The following is a 13914-nucleotide window of genomic DNA, read 5'->3' on the forward strand; positions in this document are numbered from 1 at the left end:
GCGACGCGGCCTGCGATGGCGCATGCGACGCCTGCAACCTCGACGGCCGCGTGGGCCAATGCACTCCGCTTGTCGCTGGCAGCGCCGGTGCTCCCACCTGCTCGCCCTACCTGTGTAATGGCACCTCGGCCTCCTGCCCGGGCGGCTGCACCGCCGACACCCAGTGCGTCGAGGGCAGCTACTGCAATGCCGGAAGATGTGAGGGCACCGAGACCAACGGCGAGGCCTGCGGCGCGGGCAACGAGTGCGCGAGTGGTCATTGTGCGGACGGAGTGTGCTGCGACGCGGCCTGCGCAGGCGCCTGTGACGCCTGCAACCTGCCCGGCAGCGTGGGCACCTGCACCCCGCGCCCGGCCGGCAACGCCGGCACGCCCTCCTGCGCCCCCTACCTGTGCAACGGCGCCTCGGCCTCGTGCTCCACCACCTGCGGCTCCGACGCTGAGTGCACCGCCGGCAACTTCTGCAACGCAGGCTCCTGCGCTCCGGCAAAACAGAATGGCGCCACCTGCTCAGCCGCCAACGAATGCGGCAGCGGCAACTGCGTGGACGGCGTGTGCTGCAACACCAGCTGCAACGGCGGCGCCTGCGACGCCTGCAACCTGCCCGGCAGTGAGGGCACCTGCAGCCTCGCCCCTTCCACCACCCAGTGCCGCGCCTCGGCCGGCGTGTGCGACCCGGTGGAGTTCTGCAGCGGCTCGTCCGCCATCTGCCCCGCCGACACCCTCGCCTCCTCCGCCACCGTCTGCCGCACGGCGACAGATGCCTGCGACACGGCTGAAACGTGCACCGGGGCGAGCGCCCTCTGTCCCGCCGACGCCGTCGCGACGACCGCAACGGTGTGCCGTGGTGCCGCGGGCATCTGCGACGTGGCCGAGACCTGCGACGGCACCAGCAAGGCCTGTCCCAACGACACCATCGCCACGGCTGGCACCATCTGCCGGGGCGCCACTGACACCTGCGACGCCACGGAGACCTGCAACGGCGCGAGCAAGACGTGTCCCAACGATGCGGTGGTGACGGCTGGTACCGTCTGCCGCACCGCCTCGGGTATCTGTGACGTGGCCGAGAGCTGCAATGGCAGCAGCAAGGCGTGCCCCAATGACGCACTGGTGGGTGCCGGCACCGTGTGCCGAGGCTCGTCAGGCGCCTGTGACGTGGCGGAGACCTGCACGGGCGCGAGCGCGGCATGTCCTGGCGACTCGCTGCTGAGCGTCGGCACCGTCTGTCGCGCCGCCACCGACACCTGCGATGTAGCCGAGGCCTGTACGGGCTCGAGTGCGGCCTGCCCTACGGACGGCGTGGTGACTGCCGGAACGGTGTGCCGGGGGGCCTCGGACACTTGCGATGTGGCCGAGTCCTGCAACGGCTCCGCCAAGGCGTGTCCAGTGGATGGCGTCGTCACCGCCGGGACGGTGTGTCGCGGCTCGGCGGGCGCCTGCGACCCGGCCGAGTCCTGCAACGGTTCGGCGAAGAGCTGTCCCGCTGACGCGCTGACCAGCGCCGGCACGATGTGCCGCGCCTCCTCGGGCGCCTGTGACCTGGTGGAGACTTGCACTGGGTTCAACGTCGCGTGTCCAGGCGATTCGAAGGTTGCCGCAGGCACCCTGTGCCGAGGCGCGGCGGGCGCTTGCGACGTGGCCGAGTCCTGCAACGGCTCCAGCGATGCGTGCCCCGGCGATTCGAAGGTTGCCGCGGGCACAACGTGCCGCGGCTCGGCGGGCCTGTGTGACGTCGCCGAATCCTGCAACGGCTCCAGCGATGCGTGCCCCGGCGATTCGAAGGTTGCCGCAGGCACAACGTGCCGCGGCTCGGCGGGCCTGTGTGACGTCGCCGAATCCTGCAACGGCTCCAGCGATGCGTGCCCCGGCGATTCGAAGGTTGCCGCAGGCACAACGTGCCGCGGCTCGGCGGGCCTGTGTGACGTCGCCGAGTCCTGCAACGGCTCCAGCGATGCGTGCCCCGGCGATGCGAAGGTTGCCGCGGGCACGACGTGCCGCGGCTCGGCGGGCTCGTGTGACGTCGCCGAGTCCTGCAACGGCTCCAGCGATGCATGCCCCGGCGATTCGAAGGTTGCCGCGGGCACGGAGTGCCGCGCCTCAGCGGGAAGCTGCGACCCGGCCGAGGCCTGTGATGGCTCCGGCGTCGCGTGCCCCGCCAACGTCTACACCAGCGCGGGGACCGTCTGCCGCGCCGCGAGTGGGGTGTGCGACGCGACAGAGACTTGCACCGGCTCAGGGCCTTCGTGCCCGGGCGATGCTTCCGCGCCCAATGGGATGGTGTGTGCCGCCCCGAACCAGGGAGGCTGGAGCGCCTGCGCAGGCTACAGCGACACCTGCGACGAGACCGGCACTCAGTCGCGCGTGGTGACGGCCTACGCCTGCACCAGCGGGACCTGCGGTAGTGCTACCTCCAGCGAGACCCAGGCCTGCAGCCGGAGCACCACGGGGGTGGCCTGCGGCACCACCACGTACGGACCGTGGAGCACCTGCAACGCAATCAACCCTTGCGCAATGGGGTCCGAAAGCCGCACCGTCACCAGCTACTCCTGCGCTTCCGGAGGCTGCCAGGCGAGCACGTCCGTCGAAACGCAGACCTGCATGGGGAACGGTAGTAGCTGCCCCAATGGTATGGACTGCCATGGCGGCTGCCCTGTCTGCCTGAGACCGGGAGATCAGTGCTCAGAGTGAAGGGCAAGGGAATGGCTGGAATGCCTGACGGCCCCCTACGGCTCGCGGTCTCGAGCAGCCAGGGACTCCGCGTGCTCGCGAGCGTCAGGGGCCGATTCCGCCGCCCCCCGAATGGTTCTGTGCCCTTGTCCCTCTCAGCGCGGGCGAAGGGTAACCGGCCGCAAGCGGCCAGCCCTGGTTGGCCTGGAGTCGCGATCCTCCTGGCCTCCCGGGGCGCAATCCGTTTTCCCAGCCCATGACGCAGCGACGCCAATCAATCCGCGCGGCACACAGACGCGCGGCTCCAGCGAGGGCCCTCACCAGCCGGCTCGCCCGACCATTACACAAGGATGCGCAGCAACGATTGGAGTGAACCGGGTGCATTCGACGCGGGCTGCTGGCCGCGTGCGCAACCCCCGACATCCGCATGCGCCACAGCGAGTCGCATTCAGTCGTTCGCTTCGGACTCAACTTCCCGCTGCACAAACCTGTCTCAGTGCGAGGCAAATGACACGCATTGTCATCCCCACTCGACGCTGTGCCCTGAAGAAACACTGAGCTGGAGGTCTGGCGGTCCCTACCGACTCCCCCCATGCCGACCAGCCAGCAAGCGAGCATGACGGATGCCCGAACGGGAACGCCTGGGATGGGGGGATTCCGGATTGGAGGACGGGTTTGCTATGAAGGCGCCACCTCCCCGTCAAAGGCCAGTCCCTCTTGAACCAGCCGAGCCGTTCGGGCTTCAGCCCGGCGCTGCTGTCGCTCTTGTTTTGTGCCGCCTTCCTCGCGCGCTGCGCCTGCACGGACGTCACTCCTCCGGCGCCGCCACCCACTTCGGGCTGTGGGACGAGCTGCCCCCAGGGCCAGACCTGCGTGGCCGACCAGTGCGTCGCCGAGACGTGCGCTGGGCAGGTGTGCCGCGCCGACGAGGTATGCCAGGAGGGCCGCTGTCTGTCGCGCGAGTGCGTGGGCGTGCAGTGTCCCGGCTCCCAGGTGTGCGTGGACGGCAACTGCTACCTCAAGGCCTGTGGCGGCACCGCCTGCGGCGTCAATGAGGCCTGCGTCGACGGACGCTGCCAGGACACTCGCTGCGTGGGCGTCGCCTGCCCCACCGGCCAGGACTGCGCCAATGGCACCTGCTACCCGCGCTCCTGCGGCACGGTGGCCTGTGCCGCCGGTGAAGTGTGCGTGGGCAATGCCTGTGCAGAGCGTCGCTGCGTAGGCGTGGCCTGCCCCACCGGTGAGTTCTGCAGCCACGGCTCCTGCAGCAGGTGCCCTCCTGGCTTCTACTCCGAGGGGGTGCAATGCCTGCCCGAGGTGGCTACCGGCGGTGACTGCACCAACGGTCGCCAGTGCGCCTCCAGCCAGTGCACCGACGGCGTGTGCTGCAACCTCGCCTGTGACGGGGCCTGCGAGACATGCGGCGACGACGGCGAGTGCCGCCCCCTGCCAGTTGGCCAGGGGGATGTGGCCTGTGGAACCTACTCGTGCAACGCCTCGGGTGAATGCGAGACGGCGTGCACCTCGGATGCCCAGTGCCAGCAGGACGCGCGGTGCGTGGAAGGCGAGTGCCGCGCCACCCGTGCCGACGCCACCACCTGCACCTCGGGCGTGGAGTGCCAGAGCGGCTTCTGCGTGGACGGCGTCTGCTGCGGCTCGGCCTGCGCCGGCGGCTGCGACAGCTGCGACCAGCCGGGGAAGCTGGGCGTGTGCTCATCCCTGCCTTCCGGGACGGCCGGGGTGCCCTCCTGCGCTCCCTTCGTCTGTGACGGAGTGAGTGGCGCCTGCCCCCAGGCCTGCGATGCCCAGGCAGACTGCGCTTCCACCTACTACTGCGAGGAAGGCCACTGCCTCGAGCGCAAGGAAGCGAGCGGTACCTGCACCCGCGCCGAGGAGTGCGCCAGCAGCCACTGCGTGGACGGCGTCTGCTGCGACGCGGCCTGCGATGGGGCCTGCGACGCCTGCAACCTTGCGGGCAATACTGGCCACTGTCTTCCGCTAGCCGCCGGTGAGGCGGGAAGTCCCTCATGTGCTCCGGCGACGTGCGATGGCACCTCGGCCTCCTGCCCGGGCGGCTGCACCACCGATGCCCAGTGCTCCAACGGATACTTCTGCAACGGCAGCGGGCAGTGCGAGGAGAAGAAGACTCCCGGCACCTCCTGTGGAGCGAGCAACCAATGCTCGGGCGGCAACTGCGTGGACGCGGTCTGCTGCGACGCGGCCTGCGCCGGCGCCTGTGACGCCTGCAACCTGCCCGGCAGCGTGGGCACCTGCACCCCGCGCCCGGCCGGCAACGCCGGCACGCCCTCCTGCGCCCCCTACCTGTGCAACGGCGCCTCGGCCTCGTGCTCCACCACCTGCGGCTCCGACGCCGAGTGCACCGCCGGCAACTTCTGCAACGCCGGCTCCTGCGCTCCGGCAAAACAGAATGGCGCCACCTGCTCAGCCGCCAACGAATGCGGCAGCGGCAACTGCGTGGACGGCGTGTGCTGCAACACCAGCTGCAACGGCGGCGCCTGCGACGCCTGCAACCTGCCTGGCAGTGAGGGCACCTGCAGCCTCGCCCCTTCCACCACCCAGTGCCGCGCCTCGGCCGGCGTGTGCGACCCGGTGGAGTTCTGCAGCGGCTCGTCCGCCATCTGCCCCGCCGACACCCTCGCCTCCTCCGCCACCGTCTGCCGCACGGCGACAGATGCCTGCGACACGGCTGAAACGTGCACCGGGGCGAGCGCCCTCTGTCCCGCCGACGCCGTCGCGACGACCGCAACGGTGTGCCGTGGTGCCGCAGGCAGCTGCGACGTGGCCGAGACCTGCGACGGAGCCAGCAAGAGCTGTCCCAACGATGCCGTCGCGACGGCCAGCACCGTCTGTCGAGGGGCTACCGACACCTGCGACGCCACGGAGACCTGCGACGGCGCGAGCAAGACGTGTCCCAACGATGCGGTGGTGACGGCCGGTACCGTCTGCCGCGCCACCTCGGGTATCTGTGACGTGGCCGAGAGCTGCAATGGCAGCAGCAAGGCGTGTCCCGGCGACGCGCTCGTGAGCGCTGGCACCGTGTGCCGGGGCTCATCAGGCGCTTGTGACGTGGCGGAGACCTGCACGGGCGCAAGCGCCGCCTGCCCCGGCGATGCGCTCGTGAGCGCTGGCACCGTGTGCCGGAGCTCGTCAGGCGCTTGTGACGTGGCGGAAACCTGCACGGGTGCGAGCACCGCCTGTCCCGGCGACGCGCTCGTGAGCGCCGGGACTGTCTGCCGCGCCGCCACCGACACCTGCGATGTGACCGAGAGCTGTACGGGCTCGAGTGTGGCATGCCCCGCAGACGGCGTAGTGGCTGCCGGAACGGTGTGCCGGGGGGCCACGGACACCTGCGACGTGGCCGAGTCCTGCAACGGCTCCGCCAAGGCCTGCCCCAGCGATGCGGTGGCGGGTGCGGGCACGGAGTGCCGTACGGCTTCGGGCGTGTGCGACGTGGCCGAGTCCTGCAACGGCTCCGCCAAGGCCTGCCCGGCGGACGGCGTCGTCTCCGCGGGCACCATGTGCCGGGGCTCCGCGGGCGCCTGCGACCCGGCCGAGGCCTGCAACGGTTCGGCGAAGAGCTGTCCCGCCGACGCGCTGACCAGCGCCGGCACAGTGTGCCGCGGCTCGGCGGGCTCGTGCGACCTGGCCGAATCCTGCAACGGCTCCAGCGCCGCGTGCCCCGGCGATGCGAAGGTTGCCGCGGGCACGACGTGCCGCGGCTCGGCGGGCCTGTGTGACGTCGCCGAGTCCTGCAACGGCTCCAGCGATGCATGCCCCGGCGATGCGAAGGTTGCCGCGGGCACGACGTGCCGCGGCTCGGCGGGCTCGTGTGACGTCGCCGAGTCCTGCAACGGCTCCAGCGATGCATGCCCCGGCGATTCGAAGGTTGCCGCGGGCACGGAGTGCCGCGCCTCAGCGGGAAGCTGCGACCCGGCCGAGGCCTGTGATGGCTCCGGCGTCGCGTGCCCCGCCAACGTCTACACCAGCGCGGGGACCGTCTGCCGCGCCGCGAGTGGGGTGTGCGACGCGACAGAGACTTGCACCGGCTCAGGGCCTTCGTGCCCGGGCGATGCTTCCGCGCCCAATGGGATGGTGTGTGCCGCCCCGAACCAGGGGGGCTGGAGCGCCTGCGCAGGCTACAGCGACACCTGCGACGAGACCGGCACTCAGTCGCGCGTGGTGACGGCCTACGCCTGCACCAGCGGGACCTGCGGTAGTTCTACCTCCAGCGAGACCCAGGCCTGCAGCCGGAGCACCACGGGGGTGGCCTGCGGCACCACCACGTACGGACCGTGGAGCGCCTGCAACGCAAGCGGCCCTTGCGCAATGGGGTCCCAAAGCCGCACCGTCACCAGCTACGCCTGCGCTTCTGGAGGCTGCCAGGCGAGCACTTCCGAGGAAACGCAGTCCTGCGTGGGGAACGGTAGTGACTGCCCCGGTGGTATGGCCTGCTATGGCTGCGCTGTCTGCCTGAGACCAGACCAGGTGTGCTACGTCGAGGAAGGGTAAGAGTATGGCTGGAATGTCTGATGGTCACGCCTGCGCGAGCAGTCTCCGCGCGAGGGCGTGTGGTAGTCGCCGCCCCATGGGTGTTGTCCTGAGCCGGGGGCGAGCCGCCGCCGTATTCGCCCTCCTGCTCTTCTGCTTTCCCAGGGGAGGACTCGCACAGGCCTCCTCCTCCGTGTCAGCGCCGGAGGGGAGCCCCGAGGTTCAGCGCTACCTCCTTTCCGCCTCGCGCCTCTACGAAGACCTCGAATACGAGCGGGCGCTCGACCAACTCGCGAGCGCCAAACGCTTCGCGCACCGCGTGGAGGACGACGTCACCATCGCTCTCTATGAGGGCATCATCCTCGCCGACCTTGGCAAGAAGGAGGCGTCCACCGCTGCATTCAAGGCCGCGCTCTTCCTGAACCCAGAGGCGACGCTGCCGGTGACGGTGAGCCCCAAGGTGGAGCGGGACTTCGAGGCGGCACGAGCCGACGTCCGCAAGGAACTGGCGCCCATCATCGCCCGGCAGGAGGCGGAGAAGCAGCGCAAGGAGGAGGAGCGCCGCGCCGCCGAGTTGCAGGCGCAAGCGGCGGAGAAGCAGCGCAAGGAAGAGGAGGAACGTCACGCCGCCGAGTTGCAGGCACAAGCGGCGGAGAAGCAACGCCAGGAGGAGGCGCGCCGCGCCGCCGAACTGAAGGCCCAGGAGGAGGCAGAGCGCCTGCGTTCCGCCAACCACCGCCCAGTCCTCGAACCTGCTGCACCCGCCATCTCCACCGGACCCGACCTGCGTGTTGCGCCACAGGTGGAGGCGCCTCGGCGCTCCCGCCCGGTCCTTCCTTTCGTGCTGCTCGGCGCGGGCGCACTCGCCGGTGGAGCGGGAGGCTACTTCGGGATTCAGTCCAGGTCGGACACCCGGTCCGCCCGGGAGCCGGGCTTCCAGTCGGTGCGCGCCGACCATCTCGAGAGCGCGCGAGGTAACGCCCTCATCGCCAACGTCCTCCTTGGCACCGCGACCGCGGCTGGCATCGGGGCCCTCATCAGCTTCCTATCCTCGGGTGGTGACGACGCCCCCACGGCGGAGGCCGCGCGATGAAGTGGCTCTCCCTGTTCGCCGTGCTGCTCACCGGCTGTCTCGTTCCCAGCCTCGATGAAGTCGAGGCAGAAGGACCGCCGGGCACCTGCGACGCCGAGCACCCCTGCGTCACCGGCTACTTCTGCGTCGAGGGCATCTGTCAGACCAACGCGGGCCCAAGCTGCGAGCCAGGGAACACTGCCCTGTGCGACCTGCAAAAGGGAGTCTGCGAGGGCAAGGCCCGGGCGTGCATCGAGGGCCACGAGGAATCGGTGTGCACCGCCGCGTCGTACGGCATGGACTATGAGCCGGCCGAAACGCTCTGCGACAACAAGGACAACGACTGCGACGGCGCCACGGATGAAGCACTCACCCTGGCCTGCGCGAAGCAGCAGGGCGTCTGCGAGGGCAGCGTCCAGGCCTGCACCGAAGGCACCTATCCCGCCTGTGACGACGCGGTGTATCTGGCGAACAACGGCGCCTATCAGCCCTTCGAACAGAGCTGCGACGGCCAGGACAACGACTGCGACGGCCAGAAGGATGCCTGGTCACCCATCAATGTCAGCCGGACCACGCCCACGGACGGCGCACCGGACGCGGTGCGCTCGCGGAACGTGGCAGCCATCTCTGTGTCCCAGGGGGGCCAGTCTCCCGTGCTCCTCACCCTCTACGAGGAGGGAGACCGCATCCTCGCGCGCACGTTCACCCCGGATGGCAGGGTGAGCCAGGGCAAGGCCCCGAGCGCCACCGTCCCCCAGGCCTCCACGGTGACTGAGCCGGTGCTTGCATCCAACGGGCTGGTCCACGTGGGCGCATGGATTGAAGAGCTCCCGCCGGGCAGCGGCACGGTGACCCACCGGGTCATGGTGGCGCCGCTGGGAATCGATGGCGTGTCCACCATCCAGGACCGGGCTGCTGTTCCCATCTTCGACCAGGGTCGGCCGCTGCGTCTGGCGCTTTCGGTGAGCAACAACCGGGCCCTCGTGGTGGTCGAGCAGGCCCAGGAGTCCGGGGGACCACGGCTGTGGGCCGTCACCATGCCCCTCAGCTTTCCGCCCCCTGGGGACTCCATCAAGACGCAGCAGATCGGCGTTGGCGCCACGGGTTCGCGTCCCTCCGTTTTTCCGCCCCGCTCGGCGACGGAGACCTTCTTCGTGGCCTACGAGAGCGCCACGGGCATCCGGGTGGCCTCGGTGCGGGATGACGCGACGGTGAGTCCGCTGACAGGAATTGACGTCGAGGGTGCGAGCCAACCGCAGGTCTTCAGCGATGAGACTTCCGGGGGCGTGCAGGGTTACACCGTGTGCTTCGTGCCCCCCACGCGCGACCGCATCTCGGTGGCCCACTGCACCGGCGGCACGTGCAGCCCGCAGCCGGAGCTGGTCGGCGCCCCCCTCTCCGGCCCCATCCAGGACCTGAGGATCACCTCCCGCTCGCCCACTTCGCAGGAACCGCTTCTGGCCACCTGGGTGTCCAGCGGCACGGTCCAGGTCTTCCTTCCGAGCGTCGGCACGGAAGGCTCGCTCCTGCAGGCCAACTCCGCGGGCAGCGCCTTCCGCCCTGTCCCCGTCGTCCTCGAAGCTGGGGTATCCGGAGGAGGAAAGGGCCTCGTGATCTTCGACACCGAGGGGAACACCTCAGGTGGCCTGGCCCGCGACGAAATCTTCGTCCTCCCGGTGTGTCTCCCGTGAGCGGGGTTTGCGCTCCCCAAGGGGCCGGGCACTCCGGCCTACCCTGGTGAAAACGAAGCACAGACCCGCACGCCAATCCTGGCATCGCGCGCCGTGGGGTCACCGGGTGAGAGGTCCGCGCTGGCCGCGAGAAAGGCGTCGTAATACCAGGCGCCCCCTCGGAGCACGACGCGCCCGAACCCCGGTGTCGCGGCGCGCGTGAGCTCGTAGGCGTTGCCGGCCATGTCTTCCAGGCCGAAGGGACTCACCGAGTCAGGGTGGGCGCCGACCATGTCGGGCCCGAAGGCCGTGGGCTGCCGGTCGTACGTCTCGTCGACGTTGGCGTCGTCGGGCTGCAATTGGTCGCCATGGGGGTATCGCCGGCCATCCGCGCCCCGGGCCGCGTACTCCCATTCGTGCTGGCCGCACAGGCGCGCTCCCGGCAGACGCTTCGTCCGGTCGAGCCAGTAGAAATAGCCATCCAGGTCCCGGGCCGAAACGCCAGACAGGGGAAACCGCCTCCAGTCGGCGGTGTTCCTCCGCGTCCGCCCCGTGTACACGAAATCCTCGCCCACCTTCACCGCGCTGAACTCCTCGCGCGAATGCTGGAAGGAGAAGAGCCACCCATCCTTCGGGTGCTTCCAGAGTGAGACGGCCCCCCCGTCGCCGAAGCGTGGCTGTTCGAGGATGCGCCTCGCGGGCGCGTCCGGAGGCAGGTCGTCCAGGTAGGCCAGCCAGTCGCCGAACGTCACCTCCCTCCGGCCAATCAGATAGCCCTCGTTGAGACAGAAGCGATGAATCGGCGGGCTGTACGTGAAGCGCCGCACCTCTTCCGGCTCGGCGCTGCCCAGGAGGAAGCACCCCTGCGGAACGTAGGCGTAGCCGTCGGGCACCGTGGTGGGGAGCGTAAGGCGAACCGTCTCGCGAGCCCCGTGCGTGAGGAGCAACGGCACCTCCACTGGAGCGCGTCCTGGATGCGTGATGCGAAGCGCATAGGAGCCCTCGGGAAGAAGGAGGCGGGAGATGGGTGTCAGCCCCAGGGAACCCGCCTCCGGAAAGGGCTCTCGGCGAAGCCTCCCCTCCACCTGGGTGTAGCGCTCGAGCTCGACCTGCGCACCAGGAGGCGTGGTCACCACCTCGAGCTCGGCCGGAGCCCGGAGCCGTTGCAGCCACTCCGCGCCCTCCTTCGAGATGTCCGCCTCCCGCTCCAGGCGCTGCGCCCACTCGTCACGCTCGCGGCGTTGATGGAAGAGCTCGGCGAGAAGGACTCGCTCGTAGAGGACCTCCGCGGTGAGCCGGCGCGCTTCCGCGTGGCGGGGATCTCGACTCAGCGCCCGCTCAAGGGCCTGGCTGGCGCGAGTGTAGGCCGCATCGGTCCGGTCATGCATGGCGAGCGTCTCGGTCCATTGCTCATTGGCGGCCCTCCTGGTGCCCGTGGCTTCCCACATGGCCCCGAGGCCCACGGACGAAGGCGACCAGCCGCCGAACAGCACCATCGCCTTCTCACTGCCCTCCCGGGCCTGCCCGGCGAGGGCACGACCCTCGGCGAGCGCCCCCCGCGCGGTGGCGAGCTCCTCGGCGAACAATCGCGCGTCCACGAGGTACGCCAGCAGCCGCTGACCGCCAGAGGCGAAGATGGCGAGCGCGACGACGAGGACCGCGAGCCGGCGCCCCCAGCGCTCACGTGTCACGGCGCGGCGAGAGGCGAGGAGAAAGGCGCGCTCGCGCGGGCCCAGGATGGAGAGGTCGAGCAGACGCGCCTCGTCGAGCTGCCGCTGCCCCCAGAGTGCCTCGCGGGCACGCAGGAGGCGCTCCCACTCGGCACTGGCCCCCTCGACCCGCTTGCGCAGCACGCGCTGGCCGATGTCGTCATCCAGCCAGTCGCGGAGCGTGCCCCAGCTCTGGATGAGCGACTCGTGGGCGATCTCCCAGCGCGGCTGGCCACCCACGGTGCGCGTGTGCAGCAGCCGGCCTTCGACGAGCGCACGAAGGGCGGCGCGAGAGGCCCCATCCGAGGCCTCGGCGAGCGCGTCCTCGCCGCGCTCGATGCGCGTGCCCTCCGCCGTCACCAATTGAATCAGGAGGCGGTGTGCCGCCGCGTGCTCGGCCGGACCCAGGCGCGCGAGCACCCCATCCGCATGCCGGGACAGCGCTCCGGCCACCCCGCCCATCGCGTCGAGTGCCTCACGCGTGATGCGGCCCTGCGCGGGATTGCGCCGCTCCCACAGCTCGGCGAGCGCGAACTGGAGGAGCGGCAGGCTGCCCACACCGTGCGCCGTGGAGTCGACCAGCGTCTGGAGGAGCTCACCGGACTCGAAGACCACGCCCCGGCTGCGCGCGGGGCCGACGATGGCCTCACGCACTCCCTCGGGGGACAGGGGACGCAGGATGTAGAGCCCCCGCTCGGCCTCGTCGCCCAGGCCGGGCAGCGCGCACAGTCGCGTCAGGAAATCACCGCGCGCCGCCAGCAACACGTGGAGTCCCGCCGACGGCAGGGCGAGCTCCCCGAGGAGGCGAGCGAAGTGCGCCGCCTGGACCGGCTCGGAAAGGGTGATGAGCTCCTCGAGCTGGTCGATGAATAGCAGCAGCCCCCGCCCGCGCGAGTGCGCCTCGCGCAGCGCCTGCCCGAGCCAGGCCGGCCTGTCCGCGAGCGCGGTCACGAGCTCCGCTTCCTTCTGGCCCAGCACGGGCGCGAGCGCGGCGGCCAGGGCCTCGAGCGGGCGGTGACCGGGCCACAGCGTGAGGGTGACCTGCTCACGGCCGTCGTCCAGGGCGCCCGCGGCCACCCGGGGCAGCACGCCCGCGCGGCACAGCGAGGACTTTCCTGCCCCGGAGTCTCCGGCCACGAGCACCAGGGGCCGGGAGCGGAGACGCTCCAGCACGGCGCGGATGTCGGCCTCGCGCCCGAAGAAGAGCGACCGGTGCTCGGCCTCGAAGGGCGCCAGGCCGCGGTAGGGATTGCCGGCGACCAGCGGCTCTGGCGCGCAGAGGCGCTCGAGCCGCCCCAGGGCCTCGCAGAGAGCGTCGGCCGAGACGAAGCGCTCGAATGGATTGGCCGCGAGGCACCGGGTGATGAGCGCGGCGAAGTCCGGGTCGAGGTCCGGCCCGAGCGCGGCGCGAGGGGGCGGCTCCGACCCGACAGGCGCGCGACGCGGCACCTCGCCCGTGCACAGCTCGTGGAGGATGAGGCCCAGGGCGTAGATATCGCTCCGAGGCGTCGCCGGAGCACCCGCGAGCAGCTCGGGCGCCATGTAGGGCACCGTGCCGGCGACGAAGCGTGAGCCGGGCTCCGGGGCCGCTTCCGCCTCGAAGCGCTCGGCCAGGCCGAAGTCGAGCAGCTTCACCTCCCCTTCCCGGGTGACCAGGGCGTTGGAGGGCTTGAGGTCGCGGTGGAGCACGCCCTGGCGATGCGCCGCCGCGAGCCCCCGAGCCAGGCCCACGCCCAGGGCAAGGACGCGGCGCCAGGGCACCGGCAGGGGCAGCTCCGCGAGGCTCTGGCCGACGACGTACTCGGAGACGATGTAAGGGCGGCCGCCCACCTCACCGACGCTGAAGACATTGACGATGTTGGCGTGCTGCACGCGCGCCAGGGCCCGGGCCTCGGTCGCGAAGTTCTCCCGGACCCGGGCATCGGGCTGGCTCGAGGCCATGAACTTCACCGCCACGCGCCGGTCCAACGAGGTGTCGTGCGCCAGGAAGACGACGCCCATGCCGCCACGGCCAATGGGCCCTTCGAGGCGGAACTCGTCGAACGCGTCGGGGGGCGTCCAGGACAGCCCCGGCTCCCGTGAGGTGTCAGCTGACTCGAAGGCCTGCGCGGCTGCTTCCCCCGAGTGTTGAATTCCAGGCGTGAAGGTTGCCAGGAGGGTGCGGCAGTCGTCGCACCCGGAAGCGTGTCGATGGACACGGGCCAGGTCTTCGTCTGGCAGTCGGCCCTCGAGGAGGTCCACCAGGACCTCGTCCGTCAGACAACTGGAGGTGGGCGGACGCATATCGT

The 13914-nt window shown here is 70.6% G+C and carries 6 protein-coding genes; 3 read left to right on the top strand and 3 right to left on the bottom strand.

The window, feature by feature from the left end:
* Positions 1-385 precede the first annotated feature (385 nt).
* Together OV427_RS04485 and OV427_RS04490 are read right to left on the bottom strand one after the other, a co-directional pair.
* On the bottom strand, positions 386-2083 hold the full coding sequence (locus tag OV427_RS04485; RefSeq protein ID WP_267854869.1) for a hypothetical protein: 1698 nt from the start codon (positions 2081-2083) through the stop codon (positions 386-388).
* 288 nt (positions 2084-2371) lie between these two features.
* Positions 2372-2536, bottom strand: coding sequence for a hypothetical protein (locus OV427_RS04490; RefSeq protein ID WP_267854870.1), 165 nt, complete (start codon positions 2534-2536; stop codon positions 2372-2374).
* Between the two features lie 847 nt (positions 2537-3383).
* Between OV427_RS04490 and OV427_RS04495 the strand changes: the two genes are divergently transcribed.
* From OV427_RS04495 to OV427_RS04505, 3 genes are all read left to right on the top strand, one after another.
* Positions 3384-7196 (top strand): hypothetical protein, encoded by a 3813-nt coding sequence (locus tag OV427_RS04495; protein WP_267854871.1) that lies wholly within the window; start codon positions 3384-3386, stop codon positions 7194-7196.
* A gap of 172 nt (positions 7197-7368) precedes the next feature.
* On the top strand, positions 7369-8268 hold the full coding sequence (locus OV427_RS04500) for a hypothetical protein (protein ID WP_267854872.1): 900 nt from the start codon (positions 7369-7371) through the stop codon (positions 8266-8268).
* The gene (locus tag OV427_RS04505) at positions 8265-9938 is read left to right on the top strand and encodes a MopE-related protein (RefSeq protein ID WP_267854873.1); all 1674 of its coding nucleotides are present in this window, start codon (positions 8265-8267) and stop codon (positions 9936-9938) included. Before OV427_RS04500 ends, OV427_RS04505 begins: the two co-directional genes overlap by 4 nt.
* Before the next feature lie 38 nt (positions 9939-9976).
* On the opposite strand, the gene OV427_RS04510 is transcribed toward OV427_RS04505, so the two are convergent.
* Positions 9977-13909, bottom strand: coding sequence for a bifunctional serine/threonine-protein kinase/formylglycine-generating enzyme family protein (locus OV427_RS04510; RefSeq protein ID WP_267854874.1), 3933 nt, complete (start codon positions 13907-13909; stop codon positions 9977-9979).
* Positions 13910-13914 lie beyond the last annotated feature (5 nt).

The sequence above is a fragment of the Pyxidicoccus sp. MSG2 genome (assembly GCF_026626705.1).
Taxonomy (GTDB): domain Bacteria; phylum Myxococcota; class Myxococcia; order Myxococcales; family Myxococcaceae; genus Myxococcus.